Below are 15,807 nucleotides of genomic sequence, written 5' to 3'. Positions count from 1 at the left end.
AGGGATTCGTCCGCAAGGGACGTGCCAGGTTTTTCAGCCCCGTTTCAGGGCGGGCCCGCAAGCGATTGCCGAACCAAAAACGTGCGAGGCGATTGCCGCAGCGCCATCGTCGGCAATGATTGTCGACAATGCCCGCCACCCCTTGGTGCACGCGGATGCAGGAGAATGCAGCCCCGTCAGGCGTCCTGCGTGGCGTCGCCCACGTCGAGTGCCAGTGCATCCGCGCCCACGGCTTCGCCGCCCTTGGCGGCGGCGCGCGCCTGGATGTCCCACATCTCGGCGTAGCGGCCACGCGCGCGCATCAGCTCGGCATGGGTGCCGCGCTCGACGACGCGGCCGTGGTCCATCACCAGGATCTGGTCGGCATGCACGACGGTGGACAGCCGGTGCGCGATCAGCAGCGTGGTGCGGTTCTGCGCCAGCCGCATCAGCTCGGCCTGGATCGCCTGCTCGGTGCGTGAATCCAGCGCCGAGGTGGCTTCGTCGAAGACCAGCACCGGCGGGTTCTTCAGCAGCGTGCGCGCGATCGCCACGCGCTGCTTCTCGCCGCCGGACAGCTTCAGGCCACGCTCGCCCACCGGGGTGTCGTAGCCTTGCGGCAGCTCGCGGATGAAGCTGTCGATCTGTGCGGCGCGCGCGGCGGCGATGACCTCGTCGCGGCCGGCGTCTGGCCGGCCGTAGGCGATGTTGTAGAAGATGCTGTCGTTGAACAGCACCGTGTCCTGCGGCACGATGCCGATGGCGCGGCGCAGGCTGTCCTGCGTGATCGCGCGGATGTCCTGGCCGTCGATCTCGATGGCGCCGCCGTTGACGTCGTAGAAGCGGAACAACAGCCGCGCCAGCGTCGACTTGCCCGAGCCGCTGTGACCGACCACGGCGGTGGTGGTGCCCGCCGCAATGGTGAAATCCACGCCATCCAGGATCAGCCGGTCCGGCTCATAGCTGAAGCGCACGTCGCTGAAGCGCACCTGCGCGCCGCTGACCTGCAGCGGCTGCGCGCCGGGCGCGTCGGCCACCTCCTGGTTGGTGCCCAGCAGCACGAACATGCGGTCCATGTCGGTGGTGGCCTGCTTGATCTCGCGGTAGATCACGCCGAGGAAGTTCAGCGGGATATAGAGCTGGATCATCAGCGTGTTGACCAGCACCAGGTCGCCCAGCGTGAGCTTGCCGTCGACCACGCCCACGGTGGCGCGCCACAGGATCAGGATCAGCCCCAGCGCGATGATGGTCTGCTGGCCGAAGTTCAGGAACGACAGCGAGTTCTGCGAGCGGATTGCGGCGGTGCGGTACTTGCGCAGGTTCTCGTCGTAGCGCTGCGCCTCGTACTCTTCATTGCCGAAGTATTTGACGGTCTCGAAGTTGAGCAGCGAATCGATCGCCTTCTGGTTGGCGCGCGAATCGAGCTCGTTCATGCGGCGGCGGAAATGCGTGCGCCATTCCGTCACCACGATGGTGAAGACGATATACCCCACCAGCGCGCAGCCGGTGATGGCCGCGAACCAGATGTCGTAGTGCAGGATAAAGAAGCCGATCACCAGGCCCATCTCGACCAGCGTGGGCAGGATGCTGTACAGCGAATACGAGATCAGCGACTGGATGCCGCGCGTGCCGCGCTCGATGTCGCGGCTCATGCCGCCGGTCTGCCGGTCCAGGTGGAAACGCAGCGACAGCGCGTGCAGGTGCCGGAACACCTGCAGCGCGATCTCGCGCACCGCGCTCTGCGTGACCTTGGAAAAGAGCATCTCCCGCAACTCGGTGAACAGCGTCGCCGACAGCCGCAGCAGCCCGTAGGCAACAATCAGCCCCACCGGTACCGCCAGCAGCGCGCGCGGATCGCCCGGTTGCAGGTTCATGCTGTCGATCAACTGCTTCATCAGCACCGGCACGCCCAGGTTGGCCACCTTGGCCGACACCAGGCACGCCAGCGCCAGCATCACGCGCCACTTGTAGTGCCAGACATAGGGCAGCAGGTTGCGCACCGTCTGCCAGTCGCTGCGGGGCGCGCGCTGACCGGGAAAGAGCGTGTTTGAAGCAGGAGCGGGGGCCGGCTCAGCGGTCGTGGAATAGCGGCGCATACGTTAGAATTCGAGCCAATGCGCGATTGTCGCAGAGTTCGCATTACGTGGCAGGCGAAGGGTCTTTCGCCGCGCTCCGCCTCCTTCCGCAGTCCACCACACACCGTCATGAACGCTCCCCACACCGTCCCCGCCCTGCCCGCCGGCAAGAATCCCGCTCTGCGCGTGGTGCCCATGCCCGCCGACGCCAATGTGCACGGCGACGTGTTCGGCGGCTGGATCATGGCGCAGGTGGATATCGCCGGCTCGATCCCGGCGGTGGAACGCGCCCAGGGCCGCGTGGCCACGGTCGCGGTCAACTCCTTCCTGTTCAAGCATCCGGTGTTCGTTGGCGACCTGGTCAGCTTTTATGCGGACATCGTCAAGACCGGCCGTACCTCGATCACGGTGTCGGTCGAGGTCTACGCGCAACGGATGCGCCACAGCAATGAGATCGTCAAGGTGACGGAGGCCACGCTGACGTATGTGGCGACGGATGAATCGCGGCAGCCGCGGATGCTGCCGTCGGCTTGAGGAGCGGCAGGTCAATACATTCCTTCCAATGTCCTGTCCATTTGCGCCGCCCCCTTGGCACTACAGCGCAATGATCCTGGTTACAGTGAACACAACCGCCCAATGTGCGAGGACCGCCCCCGCCAGCGCGGCAGCCAGCACGGTGACTCTATCGACACGCGCGCAAAGCAGGAACCCCAGGACACCAAACAAGGCTGGTGGCACAGGTATCAGCAAGATCAAACCCAGTAGCATCCGGATATCAGAAGGGCATATATCGATTCCAACGCAAGTCCCAGGCCGCGGCATGCACAGGCTCGGGAACATGTCGCAGAGGTAAACATCGACACGGGACCATGTGAGAACACTGGCCAGACCAGTGCCGACGAATGCTGCTGTGATGGCAATGCGCCGCTTGTTCACTTGATTTCCCAGAAAAGTATCTCCGTTGACCGCCCGAGATCCGACCACCCGTAGTGGGTGCCGGGAAACAATGCGTCCCAGCCCAAGCTGCGACCAATTGTTGCAATAGCACCGGGCGCACTGCTGATGGTCAGCCTCGATCCGTTCCACAGGTCAACGTGACCGCCTGTCGCATTGCCAGCCGATTCACCGTCCCGCCTCCAGTAGCTCTTGAAGGCAACGATTCCTGTGCGCCCCTTGATCTTCTTCTGCCAATCGGCCCCCGTGACGTTTTCCGGCGCGCCGATGCCCGCCAGCGGCTTCAGCCGCAGCCAATCCGCCATCTCGGACGCCAGGACTGCCGTGCGCTTGCCGTCCAAGCGAATCTGGCCCTTGCCGCGAAAGGACTTCATCTCGATGCCGACCCGGTGCAGGGTCACGCTCATGCGAATCGCGCACTGGTTCTCGAAACCTGGCGGTATGTCTCCTGTCTTTGGATCGACGTACGGTGCGCCTTGCGGATAGGCCGTCCACAGCTCAGCGAATGTAACAGCCTTTAGTGATACCTCCTTGATGGAATCCGGGGTCGAATTTGTCCTAACGCGATTGGATCCGAGGCTGCCACCAACCAGCTACGAAGGCAACCCGACAGCGCGTGAAGGCGATCCGGTGTACTGCCCAGTCTGCAAGCGAACGGGAGTCATTGTCTGCGTCGGCCCACGCTGGCCCAGCACGGATGAGGGCAAGGAAGAAGCCTTGAGCGGTGACATCTGCGCGTGCGGTTGCAGTCCGCCGCCTGTCTTCCGTTCGCCGGGCGCCTGGACGAAAGCGGAAAGCTGCCTCGCGTATATACGGAGAACGCCGACGAGTACTCGGTCTATTGGGGCGACGAAGCCCTGGCAAAGCAGTGCGAGGGGTCCGAGCATGCCTAACAAGAGAACATGAGATAGGTTTTCACCGCACGCCATTGCGCCAGAGCTTCCATAAGGAATCAATCAGCGAAACCTGATACTTCTTTGTCGATTAGGCGACTAGTCCCACCGGTTCAGCCATCCAGAGATACAGGAGCGTGGAGTCGCCAGGAAAGGGCCCCCCGGCATTGCATTACCGAGGGGCGAATCGGACAGGTTTACTCGAACTTCGTAAAATCCGGCTTGCGCTTCTGGAAGAAGGCAGCAAACGCCTCTTTCGCCTCCGGCGCCACCAGCATCTTCCGGAACACCGCGCCCTCGTCGGCCATCTGCTTTTCCACTGCCGTCATATCGCCCGCCTTCATCAGCCGCTTGCTCTCGCGCAGCGACGACGCCGGCAGGGCTACCAGCTTGCGCGCCTGCTGCAGCGCAAAGTCGTGCAGCTCGGCCACCGGCAGCACCCGCGTCACCAGCCCGATCTCCAGCGCCTCCTGCGCGCTGAAGGCTTCGCCCAGCAGCAGCTTCTCGGCCGCGCGCTGGTAGCCGACCAGCCGCGGCAGCAGCAGGCTCGAGGCCGCTTCAGGACACAGGCCCAGCTGCACGAACGGCAGCGACAGCTTGGCCGTATCGGACGCGTAAACCAGATCGCAATGCAGCAGCATGGTGGTGCCCACCCCGACCGCGGCACCGCTGACGGCTGCCACGATCGGCTTGGTGGCGTGGCTGATCTGGTAGAGGAACTGGAACACCGGCGCCTGCTCAGTGCCTTCACCCCCGGCAGGCGGGCGCTGCATGAAGTCTTCCAGGTCGTTGCCGGCGGTAAAGATCTCCGGCTTGCCGCGCAGCAGGATGGCGCGCACGCTGCGGTCGGTTTCGGCCGCGCGCAGCGCGTCGGCCATGGCCTGGTACATCGCCGCGGTGATGGCGTTCTTCTTGTCGATGCGGTCGAACTCGATGGTCAGGATGCCCTGCTCGATGCCGGTGCGGATGCTCATGGTGTCCTCGTCTGTGGATGCATTGCTGGGGTTATTCAAAAGGCGGCGGCGATTCGGAAAGATAGCTCAGCCCGAACGCGCGCGCGCCGACATTCAGCGCCACCGTCAGGCTCATCGGCGCCAGCATCAGTGCCACGCCCTGGCCGCGCGCGGTGCGCTCCAGCGACTGGAAGGCTGGCATCGCGCGCACGTCATCGAGCGGGCCGGCATAGCAGACCGAGATCGCCGGCACCATCAGGTCGCCGCCGCGGATGCACTGCTCGGCATGCTGCAGCACGCGGCGCGCACCCTCCTCGGAGCCGCGTGCCCTGGCGATGGCCTCGGTGTGCCCGCGGTGCATGCGCACCACCGGGCGGATATTGAAGGCGCTGCCCATCACATAGCGGCCCCAGGTGATGCTGCCCTCGCCCTTCTGGCGCGCGCGCGTGTACATGTAGAGCAGCTCGTCGGGCACCAGGAACATATGGGCGGCATCGCGCAGGCGCGTCTCGACCGCTTCCCGCACCGCTTGCGGGCTGGCGCCTGCGGCGGCCATGCGCGCGGCTTCGCGCACGATCAGTGCCTGGCCCGGCCCGATCGCGCCGGTGTCGACCACGGTCAGGTCGAACAGGCCGGTGCGCCCGGCTTCCTTGCGCAGGCGCACGCTGCGCGCCACGGTGCCGATCACCGCGCCGGTGGCATGCGCATACAGCTTGCTGCGCGAACTGGCGATGGTGAACAGGATGGCGCGGTCGCAATGGGCCACCACGTTGCGCAGCAGGTGTTCTTCCAGCTCGCGCTCGAGCAGCGGGATCGATTCGGCGTAGTGGTCCTGGCGGCCAACCAGGTATTGCTGGTAGAGCGTGGGCAGCGCGTCTTCATCGCGCGTATCGGCGACAAAATGTTCGCCCGCGCGGATGCGGAACGGAATGGTGTGGACCTTCAGCTGGGCCATGATGTCGCGCGGCAGATCGCACGCGGCATCGGCCAGGATGGCTGTCTCCTGCATATTATTGTCTCCCCTACCTGGTGACCCGCATGGCGGGCGGCAGCCCCGGTACTGCTTTCTTCACCTGACAGAAGGGCGGGACAGCCCCGAGGAGCCGTCCCGCAGGCGCGTTTTAGACGCGCTCGAAAATACCTGCGGCGCCCATGCCCGTGCCAACGCACATGGTCACCATGCCGTACTTCAGGTTATGGCGGCGCAGCGCGTGCACCACCGTGGCCGAACGGATCGCACCGGTGGCACCGAGCGGGTGGCCCAGCGCAATCGCGCCGCCCATGCGGTTGACCTTGGCCGGATCCAGTTGCAGATCGCGCATCACCGCCAGCGACTGCGCGGCAAAGGCCTCGTTCAGTTCGATCCAGTCGAGCTGGTCCTGGGTCAGGCCCGCGGCCTTCAGCGCCGCCGGAATCGCTTCCTTGGGGCCGATGCCCATGATCTCGGGCGGCACGCCGCGCACCGCGAACGAGACGAAGCGCGCCAGCGGCACCAGGTTGAACTGCTTGAGGATCTTTTCCGAGACCAGGATCAGCGCGCCGGCGCCGTCAGAGGTCTGCGAGCTGTTGCCGGCGGTGACGCTGCCCTTGTTGGCAAACACCGGGCGCAGCTTGCCCAGGCCTTCCAGCGAGGTCTCCGGGCGCGGGCCTTCGTCCAGCGAGATCGTGCGCGACTTCACGTTCACCTGGCCGCTGGCGAGGTCGGGGAAGCGCTCGACGATCTCGATCGGCGTGATCTCGTCCTTGAACTCGCCGGCCTGCTGCGCCGCGATGGCCTTCTGGTGCGAGGCCAGCGAGAACGCATCCTGGTCCTCGCGGCTGACCTGCCATTGCTGCGCCACCTTCTCGGCGGTCAGGCCCATGCCGTAGGCGATGCCCACGTTCTCGTCGCGGGTGAAGATCTCCGGCGACATCGACGGCGAGTTGCCCATCATCGGCACCATGCTCATCGATTCCACGCCGGCGGCGATCATCACGTCGGACTCGCCCACGCGGATGCGGTCGGCCGCCATCGCCACCGCGCTCACGCCCGAGGCGCAGAAGCGGTTGACGGTGATGCCGCCCACGGTATTGGGCAGGCCCGACAGCAGCGCGCCGATGCGGGCCACGTTCAGGCCCTGCTGCGCTTCAGGAATCGCGCAGCCGACGATGGCGTCTTCGATCAGTTTCGGGTCCAGGTCCGGCACCTGTGCCACGGCAGCCTTCAGGATGGTTGCCAGCAGGTCGTCCGGGCGCGTGTTCTTGAACGCGCCCTTCGGGGCCTTGCCGATCGGCGAGCGGGTGGCCGCAACGATATATGCGTCTTGCAGTTGTTTCATGATGTCGGTTCCTCGCTTGCCCTGTTAGTTACGCACCGGCTTGCCGGTCTGCAGCATGCCCATGATGCGCTCCTGCGTCTTGCCGGTGCCGAGCAGGTCGACAAAGGCCTTGCGCTCCAGCGCCAGCAGCCAGTCCTCGCTCACCAGCGAGCCGGCCTCGACGTCGCCGCCGCACACCGCTTCGGCGATGCGGCTGGCGATCAGGAAGTCGTGCGCCGAAATAAAGCCGCCGTCGCGCATATTGACCAGCGATGCCTTGATGGTGGCAATGCCCGAGCGGCCGGCCACCGGGACCAGCGTCGGCAGCGGCGCGCGGTAGCCGGCGCTGGCCAGCGCGCGCACTTCGTTCTGCGCCACGTACAGCAGCTCGTGCACGTTGAAGACGATCTTGTCGGACGGCTGCAGGTAGCCCATCTGGCGCGCTTCCAGCGCCGAGGCCGAGACCTTGGCCATGGCCGCGCTCTGGAAGCGGCTGGTCAGGAACTGCAGGATGTTGGTGCTGCCCGCGGCCTGCGCCGCGCGCGCGGCCGCCAGCGCGGCTTCCTTCAGGCCGCCGCCGGCCGGCACCAGGCCCACGCCCACTTCGACCAGGCCGATATACGTCTCCAGCGCGGCCACGCGCGAAGCCGAATGCAGCATCAGCTCGCAGCCGCCGCCCAGCGCAATGCCGGACGCCGCGGATACCACCGGCACCGAGGCGTACTTCACGCGCATCATGCCGTCCTGGAACTTCTTCACGAACGGTTCGATGCCCTTGGCGCCGCCCATCATGAAGGCGGGCATGGCCGCTTCCAGGTTGGCGCCGGCGGAGAACGGGCCACCCGGTGCGCCCAGCTGCAGCGAAGTCGGCTGCCACACCACCAGCCCCTTGTAGCCGGTTTCGGCCAGGTCGATGGCGCGGGTCAGGCCGTCGATCACGTCCGGCCCGATGGTGTTCATCTTGCTCTTGAACGAGACCACCAGCACGTCGTCCTGGCCTTCGCTCACCCAGATGCGCACGGCGTCGTTCTCTTCGACAGTGCGGCCGGCCTTGCGCGGATCGGCCGCGGCAGTGCCCTTGATCGCGGCACGGAATGCCTGGCGCTGGTACACCGGCAGCTTGCTGCGCGCGACGAAGGACTGCGTCGCCGGCGACCACGAACCGGCAGCGGCGTGCACGCCCTGGTTCTCTGCCACCGGGCCCTCGAATACCCATGCCGGCAGCGGCGCAGCCGACAGCGCCTTGCCGGCTTCCACGTCTTCCTTGACCCACTCGGCCACCTGCTTCCAGCCGGCCGACTGCCAGTCTTCGAACGGACCCGAGTTCCAGCCGAAGCCCCAGCGGATCGCCAGGTCGATGTCGGCGGCGGAGCCCGCGACCTGCTCCAGGTACACGGCGATGTAGTGGAACACGTCGCGGAACACCGCCCACAGGAACTGCGCCTGCGGGTTGGTCGACTCGCGCAGCAGCTTGATGCGCTCGGCCGCATCCTTCTTCAGCATGCGCACCACGATCTCGTCGGCCTTCTTGCCGGCATCGACGTACTGGCCGGTCTTGGCGTCGAGCACCTTGATGGCCTTGCCTTCCTTCTTGTAGAAGCCGGCACCGGTCTTCTGGCCCAGCGCGCCCGCGTCGACCAGGCCCTTGAGTACGGCCGGGGTCTTGTACACCGGCGCGAACGGGTCGTCGTGCAGGGTGTCCTGCATGGTCTTGATCACGTGCGCCATGGTGTCCAGGCCGACCACGTCCGCGGTGCGGAAGGTGGCGGACTTGGCGCGGCCCAGCTTGGAGCCGGTCAGGTCATCGACCACGTCGAACGGGATGCCGAACTTCTCGGCTTCGGCAAACACGGCCAGGATCGAGAAGATGCCGACGCGGTTGGCGATGAAGTTGGGCGTGTCCTTGGCGCGCACCACGCCCTTGCCGAGCGTGGTGGTCAGGAATGCTTCAAGCTGGTCGAGGATCTGCGGCTGCGTGGTCGCGGTCGGGATCAGCTCGACCAGGTGCATGTAGCGCGGCGGGTTGAAGAAGTGCACGCCGCAGAAGCGCGACTTCAGGTCCGCATCAAACCCGTCGGACAGCGCTGTGATCGACAGGCCCGAGGTGTTGGTCGCGAAGATCGCGTGCGAGGCCAGGTGCGGCGCGACCTTCTTGTACAGGTCGTGCTTCCAGTCCATGCGCTCGGCGATCGCCTCGATCACCAGGTCGCATTCCTTGAGCAGCGCGATGTCGTCCTCGTAGTTGGCCGCCTGGATCAGGCCGGCCTCTTCCTTGATGCCCAGCGGCGCGGGCGAGAGCTTCTTCAGGTTCTCGATGGCGCGCAGCGCGATGCCGTTCTTGGGGCCTTCCTTGGCGGGAAGGTCGAACAGCACCACGGGCACGCGCGCATTGATCAGGTGGGCGGCGATCTGCGCCCCCATGACGCCGGCACCCAGCACGGCGACTTTCTTGACGATGAAATTGGACATGCTCGCTCCTGGATTAGTGAGCGTTAGACAGATGCGAAGCCGTCGTTCCCGGCCGGGAACGACGCGTAGAGTCGACTCAGAACAGGTCTGCGTCCAGCGCCATCAGCGTTGCCGCACCAGCGCGCGCCTTGCGGATCTCGGCGGCGGTTTCCGGCAGCAGCCTGGCAAAGTAGAAACGTGCCGTGGCCAGCTTGGCGGTGTAGAACTTGTCGCCGCTCGCTTCCTTCTCCAGCGCGATCTTGGCCATGCGGGCCCAGAAGTACGAGAACACCAGGTGGCCCACCACGCGCAGGTACGGCACCGCGGCGGCGCCCACCTCGTCGGCATTGCCCATCGCCTTCATGCCGATTTCCATGGTGAGCTTCTGCACCTTGTCGCCAATATCGGCGAGCGGGTTGATGAACTCCTGCATGGCTTCGTTAGTGCCTTCGGCTTCAACGAATTCCTGCACGATCTTGCCGAAGGCCTTCATCCTGGCGCCCATGTCGCCCAGGATCTTGCGGCCCAGCAGGTCCAGCGCCTGGATGGTGTTGGTGCCTTCGTAGATCATGTTGATGCGCGCATCGCGCACATACTGCTCCATGCCCCACTCGGCGATATAGCCGTGGCCGCCGAACACCTGCATGCCCTCGTTGGTGGACGTGAAGGCGTTGTCGGTCAGGAAGGCCTTGATCACCGGCGTGAGCAGCGCGACCAGGTCGCCGGCCTGCTTGCGCACGGCTTCGTCGGGGTGCGACAGCTCGCGGTCGATCTGCAGCGCGGTCCAGTAGCTGAAGGCGCGGCCGCCTTCGGCGTAGGCCTTCTGCGTCAGCAGCATGCGGCGCACGTCCGGGTGCACGATGATCGGGTCGGCGGGCTTGTCCGGCGCCTTCGGGCCGGTCAGCGCGCGCATCTGCAGGCGGTCCTTGGCGTAGGCCAGCGAGTTCTGGTACGCCACTTCGGTCAGGCCCAGGCCCTGCGCGCCCACGCCCAGGCGCGCGGCATTCATCATCACGAACATGGCGTTCAGGCCCTTGTTGGGCTCGCCCACCATCCAGCCGCGCGCGCCGTCCAGGTTCATCACGCAGGTGGCGTTGCCGTGGATGCCCATCTTGTGCTCGATCGAGCCGCACTTGATGCCGTTGCGCTCGCCCGGGTTGCCGTTGGCATCGGGGATGAACTTGGGCACCACGAACAGCGAGATGCCCTTGGTGCCGCCCGGCGCGTCCGGCAGGCGTGCCAGCACCAGGTGGATGATGTTCTCGGCCATGTCGTGCTCGCCGGCCGAGATGAAGATCTTGGTGCCCGAGATCAGGTACGACCCGTCGGCCTGCGGCTCTGCCTTGGAACGCAGGATGCCGAGGTCGGTGCCGCAGTGCGGCTCGGTCAGGCACATGGTGCCGGTCCACACGCCGGAGACCAGCTTGGGCAGGTAGGTCTGCTGCAGTGCGGGCGTGCCGTGCGCGTGCAGCGCCTCGTACGCGCCGTGCGACAGGCCCGGGTACATGGTCCAGGCCTGGCCGGCCGAGTTCAGCATCTCGTAGACCACATTGTTGATCACGATCGGCAGGCCCTGGCCGCCGAATTCGGGATCGCACGCCAGCGCCGGCCAGCCGGCCTCGACGTACTGCTGGTAGGCTTCCTTGAAGCCGGTGGGGGCCTTGACCACGCCGTCGCCGACGTAGGTGCAGCCTTCGCGGTCGCCCACCTGGTTGAGCGGGAACACCACGTCCGAGCAGAACTTGCCGGCTTCCTCGATGACCTGGTTGATGGTGTCCGCGTCGATGTCCGCGTGCGGCGGCATCGCCTTGAGTTCGGCTTCGGCGCCGAGCAGTTCATGGAGCACGAACTGCATGTCGCGCAACGGTGCGGTGTACTGGCCCATCTGAGACTCCTTGGAGTTGTGCGATGCCGCCACGCCGCCCGTCCCGCTTGCGCGATACGGTCCGACCGGGGCGACCTCAGGTACGGTAAGACTGAATCAGCTTGTTGAGCGCGACCATGGCAAGCTCGGCACTGTCAGGCAGGCGCAGGAAACGGGCGTCATGATGCAAGCCTAGTTCAAGGCTGTACATCTCGAACAGCATCAGGCGCGGATCGCAGTCCGCGCGCAGGTGCCCTTCCTCCCGCGCCTGGTTGATGGCGCGCGTGAGCGCTGCCCGCCAGATGGTGACGCTCTTGACCAGCTCGTCACGCACCAGGCTGCCGGCACGGTCGTCGTACTCCACGGCGCCGCTGATGTAGATGCATCCAGTCGTCACTTCCTGGATGCGCTTCTCCATCCAGCGCCGCACCATCGACCACAGCCGGGGCAGGCCGCGCGGCTCCTGCAGCGAGGGATAGAACACCTCCTGCTCGAACCGGCGGTGATACTCCCGCACCACCTCCACCTGCAGGTCTTCGCGCGAACCGAAATGCGCGAAGACACCGCTCTTGCTCATCTGCATGCGTTCCGCGAGCAGCCCGATGGTCAGACCTTCGAGCCCGTCGCGGGACGACAATTCCAGTGCGGCATCCAGAATCGCCACGCGCGTCATTTCACCCTTGCGCATTGGCGCGGGGGAGGCGGCGGCGGATTCGAGACGGGCTGACTGGTGTCGCATGTTTTTTCTCCGTTCTGCGGGGCCCTGCTGCGGCCCCGCGTATGACCCTGACGTTGCATTATTTGCTTGCGGCCGAACCGGCGGATTTGCCGGTGCATACCGCGAATGCACGCAGTCTAAGCCAAAAAAGAACGGTCGTTCAGATTATTCTGGCGCAGCAGCCGACCATCAAGCTTTTAATTAGACCGCTGTTTCTAAACGGACTGCAATGCAGCATGCCCGTCATGTCGGTCATGGCTTGCGCCGCGACCGGTTGCAGCGAGCGCCGTGCCGCATGGCAGCAAACGCACACCGCGCTCGCGGCTTATCGTTCAGTAGCGCCCCGCGACACCGGCAATGACGACACCCAGGCGCAGCAGCATATAGGCCGCCCAGTTGGCCAGCCGGTGCAGCGGCGAGCGGCGCGCATGCACCTCCGGCATCACGCGCACGCTGCGGTGCGCAATGGCGTATTCCAGCGCGGTGCGCAGTTCAGCAGCGAAGGCCGCATCATAAACGGCGACGTTGGCTTCGCGCGCGAGCAGCAGGCTGAACGGGTCCATATTGCTCGACCCGACCGTGGCCCAGGCCTCGTCGACCACGCCCACCTTGGCGTGCAGGAAGCTCTCGGCATACTCGTAGATCTCGACGCCGGCCTCCAGCAGCGAGGCATACAGCGCATGGGTGGCGTAGTGCTGCAGCCGGTATTCGACCCGCCCCTGCAGCAGCAGCCGCACGCGCACGCCGCGCGCGCGGCACGCCAGCAGCGCGCGCCGCATCTTGTGGCCAGGCAGGAAGTAGGCGTTGGCAAGGATCACGTCGTGGCGCGCGGCGCCCAGCGCGCGCAGGTATTCGCGCTCGATGGTGCGGCGGTTGCGCAGGTTGTCGCGCAGCAGCAGCGCGGCGCGTACGCCGCCCGCGGCTTCCGGGCGCGGCGGCAGGTCGGTGACGAGCGGGTAGTCGGCCACCGCGGCGGCGCGTTCGGTGCCGTGCATATCGCGCAGCGACAAGCGCCACCAGAGCCGCTCGGCGGACAGCGCGATGCCGTCCACCAGCGGGCCGCCGACCTGCACCGCGAAGTCATAGCGCGGCCCCAGGTTGGCGCCTTCGAACGGGCCGTGGTTGTGGTCGTCGATGATATTGATTCCGCCGACGAAAGCCACGCGCCGGTCGATCACCGCCAGCTTGCGGTGCAGCCGGCGCAGGTGGCGCCGCGCCAGCCGGAAGCCGCGCAGCATGCGGAACACGCGCAGTTGCACGCCGCCGGCGCGCAGCCGCGCGGCCAGCGCGGCGGGCATGTCGCCGGCGCCGAATCCGTCCACGGTCACGCGCACGGTCACGCCGCGCGCGGCGGCGCGGATCAGCGCGTCGCTGACCGCGCGGCCGACTTCGTCATCGGCATAGATGTAGGTTTCCAGCATCACCTGGAACGCGGCCTGGTCGATGGCGGCGATCAGCGCGGGGAAGAAGTCCTGGCCGCCGTGCAGCAGCCGCACCGCATTGCCGGTGGTGGGCTTGCCGCGGCGCCAGGTCCAGCGCAGCATGTGGCGGCGCGGCGCGTGGTCGCCGGCCGCGGCGGAGTCGTGCGCGCTGGTGTCGGCATGAGCGGAGTGGGAGATCCGTGACATGCCGTGATTATCGGACAGATTGCCGGGCGCAAGGCGCCGCGCGCACATTGGCAGGCGCATCTCTGCTATCGTCGAGACTGATGCTTGCCCGCGCAGCCAGCGACGGGCAATCGACGACTGACGCCCCCACGGAACCCATTGTGAAGGTATTCGGCATTACCGGATCGTCCGGCAGCGGCAAGACCACGCTGCTGGACCAGCTCATCCCCTGTTTCGTCGCCGCCGGCCTGCGCGTGGCCGGCGTCAAGCATACCCATCACGGCTTTGACCCCGACACGCCCGGCAAGGACTCCTGGCGCATGCGCGAGGCCGGCTGCGCCAATGTCGTGCTGGTCGGCGCGCGCCACCTGACGCTGATGCGCCACTACCCGGAAGCGGTGCCCTCGCCCGAACTGGACGATGCGCTCGCCGTGCTGCCGGCCGACACCGAACTGGTGCTGGTGGAGGGCTACAAGCGCAGTGATTTTCCCAAGCTGGAGGTATATCGCCCGGCACTGGGGCGCACGCCGCTGTGGGACGAGGTGCCGGGCGTGGTGGCGGTGGCAAGCGACGACCCTGCCGCGGTCGCTGCCATGACCGCGCTGCCGGTGCTGGACCTGAACGACCCGCAGGCGGTGTTCGCCTTCATCCGCGACTATCCGGACAGCGCGCGCTGAGTTCAGGCGGCCTTGCCGGCGGGCTCCGCGGGCATGGCCAGCTCGCCCTGCGGATGCCCCAGTTCCGCCACCAGCGGCACGTGATCCGAGCGCTGCGCCCAGTCGCGGCCGGTCAGCGCATGCGCGCGCTCGATCTCATAGCCGCGCACATAGATGCGGTCGAGCTGCCACCACGGCATATGGCTGGGGAAGGTATGCAGCCGCGCGCCGCGCGCGTGCGAGGCCTCGACCGCGCCCAGCGTATTGCAGATCTGCGCATCGAGCCGGTGGTTCCAGTCGTTGAAGTCGCCGGCGATCACCAGCGGCATGCCGGCCGGCACCACGGTGCGCACACGCTCCACCAGGGCCTCGGCCTGGCGTACGCGGCTGCGCGCGAACAGGCCGAAATGCACGCAGATCAAGTGGGTTTCCACCCCGTGCACATCCGCCACCGCATGAAGCAGCCCGCGCTGCTCGAAACGGTGGTCAGAAATATCGAGGTTTTCGGACATCAGGATCGGGTGGCGCGACAGGATCGCGTTGCCGTGATGGCCGTAGTCATAGACCGCGTTGCGGCCGTAGACCGAATGCGGATAGGCGTCAGTGGCCAGGTAGTTGAGCTGCGTATGCTCCGGATCAAACAGCGCCGCGGCCACCAGCCGGTCGTTGCGGTCCTGCACTTCCTGCAGGAAGACGATGTCCGCATCCATCGCATGCAGGCCGGCGCGCACGTTCTGGATGCGCGGGCGCCGCGAGATGCCGGTCACTCCCTTGTGGATGTTGTAGGTGACCACGCGCAGCTTCATGGCTGCGCTCCGTACACCGCCTGCCGCTCGCCAGCGCCAGCCCCGGCCGCGCGCCAGGCGAGCTGGCGGATGGCCTCGGCATTGCTGCTGGAAAAGCATTGCTGCGCGGCCTGCTCCCACGGTAGCCACTGGTATTGCAGATGTTCGCGTGGCGCCAGCGTCACCGGCAGCGCCTGCTGCACACGCAGCCCGAACCAGTGCTCGGTATTGCGCGTGACGCCTTCGGCATAGCGGTGGCGCCACTGCGGGTAGATCTCGTACTGGATGGTGTGGGCCCAGTCGGTCAGCTGGTGCTCGCCGGCGATGATGCCGGTTTCCTCGGCCACTTCACGCGCGGCGGTCAGGGCCAGGGGTTCGTCCAGGGTGTCGAGGCTGCCGGTCACGGACTGCCAGAACCCCGGGCGATCGGCGCGTTCCAGCAGCAAGACTTGAAGATCTGGCGTGAAAATCACCACCAGCACGGATTCCGGGATCTTGTAGGACATGGGTCTGGGCGAAAGGACAAACCCAAGGATAGCGCAGCCGCGCCACGTTGCCACGCGAAAGCGTGGCGGCGC

Annotated in this window: 14 protein-coding genes; 3 read left to right on the top strand and 11 right to left on the bottom strand. The window is 66.4% G+C overall.

Features of this window, described 5'->3' with window-relative positions:
• Window positions 1-176 precede the first annotated feature (176 nt).
• Window positions 177-2,075, bottom strand: coding sequence for an ABCB family ABC transporter ATP-binding protein/permease (locus AC3WVS_RS13610; RefSeq protein ID WP_492319043.1), 1,899 nt, complete (start codon window positions 2,073-2,075; stop codon window positions 177-179).
• Between the two features lie 108 nt (window positions 2,076-2,183).
• Between AC3WVS_RS13610 and AC3WVS_RS13605 the strand changes: the two genes are divergently transcribed.
• Window positions 2,184-2,588 carry an acyl-CoA thioesterase gene (locus AC3WVS_RS13605; RefSeq protein ID WP_037025319.1) on the top strand — a complete coding sequence of 135 codons (405 nt, stop codon included), beginning with the start codon at window positions 2,184-2,186 and terminating at the stop codon, window positions 2,586-2,588.
• A gap of 398 nt (window positions 2,589-2,986) precedes the next feature.
• Here AC3WVS_RS13605 and AC3WVS_RS13600 read toward each other — a convergent pair whose 3' ends face one another.
• Complete coding sequence (locus tag AC3WVS_RS13600; protein WP_492319071.1) at window positions 2,987-3,601, bottom strand: type VI secretion system amidase effector protein Tae4; 615 nt, start codon at window positions 3,599-3,601, stop codon at window positions 2,987-2,989.
• Here AC3WVS_RS13600 and AC3WVS_RS13595 point away from each other — a divergent pair.
• Window positions 3,543-3,914, top strand: coding sequence for a PAAR domain-containing protein (locus AC3WVS_RS13595; protein ID WP_492319042.1), 372 nt, complete (start codon window positions 3,543-3,545; stop codon window positions 3,912-3,914). The two genes, AC3WVS_RS13600 and AC3WVS_RS13595, sit on opposite strands and share 59 nt — an antisense overlap.
• A gap of 184 nt (window positions 3,915-4,098) precedes the next feature.
• On the opposite strand, the gene AC3WVS_RS13590 is transcribed toward AC3WVS_RS13595, so the two are convergent.
• The 7 genes from AC3WVS_RS13590 to clsB form a co-directional block, all read right to left on the bottom strand.
• Complete coding sequence (locus tag AC3WVS_RS13590; protein ID WP_492319041.1) at window positions 4,099-4,875, bottom strand: enoyl-CoA hydratase; 777 nt, start codon at window positions 4,873-4,875, stop codon at window positions 4,099-4,101.
• A gap of 31 nt (window positions 4,876-4,906) precedes the next feature.
• Complete coding sequence (locus tag AC3WVS_RS13585) at window positions 4,907-5,863, bottom strand: DegV family protein (RefSeq protein ID WP_492319040.1); 957 nt, start codon at window positions 5,861-5,863, stop codon at window positions 4,907-4,909.
• A gap of 112 nt (window positions 5,864-5,975) precedes the next feature.
• Entirely contained in the window at window positions 5,976-7,175 is a 1,200-nt protein-coding gene (locus AC3WVS_RS13580) for an acetyl-CoA C-acyltransferase (RefSeq protein ID WP_037025321.1), read from the bottom strand.
• Between the two features lie 21 nt (window positions 7,176-7,196).
• Window positions 7,197-9,620 carry a 3-hydroxyacyl-CoA dehydrogenase/enoyl-CoA hydratase family protein gene (locus tag AC3WVS_RS13575; RefSeq protein ID WP_492319039.1) on the bottom strand — a complete coding sequence of 808 codons (2,424 nt, stop codon included), beginning with the start codon at window positions 9,618-9,620 and terminating at the stop codon, window positions 7,197-7,199.
• A 76-nt stretch (window positions 9,621-9,696) separates the two neighbouring features.
• Window positions 9,697-11,484, bottom strand: coding sequence for an acyl-CoA dehydrogenase C-terminal domain-containing protein (locus tag AC3WVS_RS13570; protein ID WP_492319038.1), 1,788 nt, complete (start codon window positions 11,482-11,484; stop codon window positions 9,697-9,699).
• A gap of 76 nt (window positions 11,485-11,560) precedes the next feature.
• Window positions 11,561-12,151 carry a TetR/AcrR family transcriptional regulator gene (locus AC3WVS_RS13565; protein ID WP_026201385.1) on the bottom strand — a complete coding sequence of 197 codons (591 nt, stop codon included), beginning with the start codon at window positions 12,149-12,151 and terminating at the stop codon, window positions 11,561-11,563.
• A 362-nt stretch (window positions 12,152-12,513) separates the two neighbouring features.
• Window positions 12,514-13,857, bottom strand: a complete 1,344-nt coding sequence (gene clsB / locus AC3WVS_RS13560; protein WP_492319070.1) for a cardiolipin synthase ClsB — start codon at window positions 13,855-13,857, stop codon at window positions 12,514-12,516.
• 92 nt (window positions 13,858-13,949) lie between these two features.
• Here clsB and mobB point away from each other — a divergent pair, with 92 nt between their 5' ends.
• Complete coding sequence (gene mobB / locus AC3WVS_RS13555; RefSeq protein ID WP_010813932.1) at window positions 13,950-14,465, top strand: molybdopterin-guanine dinucleotide biosynthesis protein B; 516 nt, start codon at window positions 13,950-13,952, stop codon at window positions 14,463-14,465.
• A 2-nt stretch (window positions 14,466-14,467) separates the two neighbouring features.
• On the opposite strand, the gene AC3WVS_RS13550 is transcribed toward mobB, so the two are convergent.
• Both AC3WVS_RS13550 and nudB read right to left on the bottom strand, forming a co-directional pair.
• Window positions 14,468-15,250: an endonuclease/exonuclease/phosphatase family protein gene (locus AC3WVS_RS13550; protein WP_492319037.1), complete on the bottom strand. Its 783-nt coding sequence runs from the start codon at window positions 15,248-15,250 to the stop codon at window positions 14,468-14,470.
• Window positions 15,247-15,735: a dihydroneopterin triphosphate diphosphatase gene (gene nudB, locus AC3WVS_RS13545; protein WP_492319036.1), complete on the bottom strand. Its 489-nt coding sequence runs from the start codon at window positions 15,733-15,735 to the stop codon at window positions 15,247-15,249. The genes AC3WVS_RS13550 and nudB overlap by 4 nt, the downstream gene beginning before the upstream one ends.
• Window positions 15,736-15,807: the final 72 nt, after the last annotated feature.

Source organism: Cupriavidus sp. CPT47-8839-RL05A, assembly GCF_058792255.1.
The sequence above is the reverse complement of the archived record's forward strand: the minus strand, read 5'-3'. Positions and strand labels throughout refer to the sequence as shown.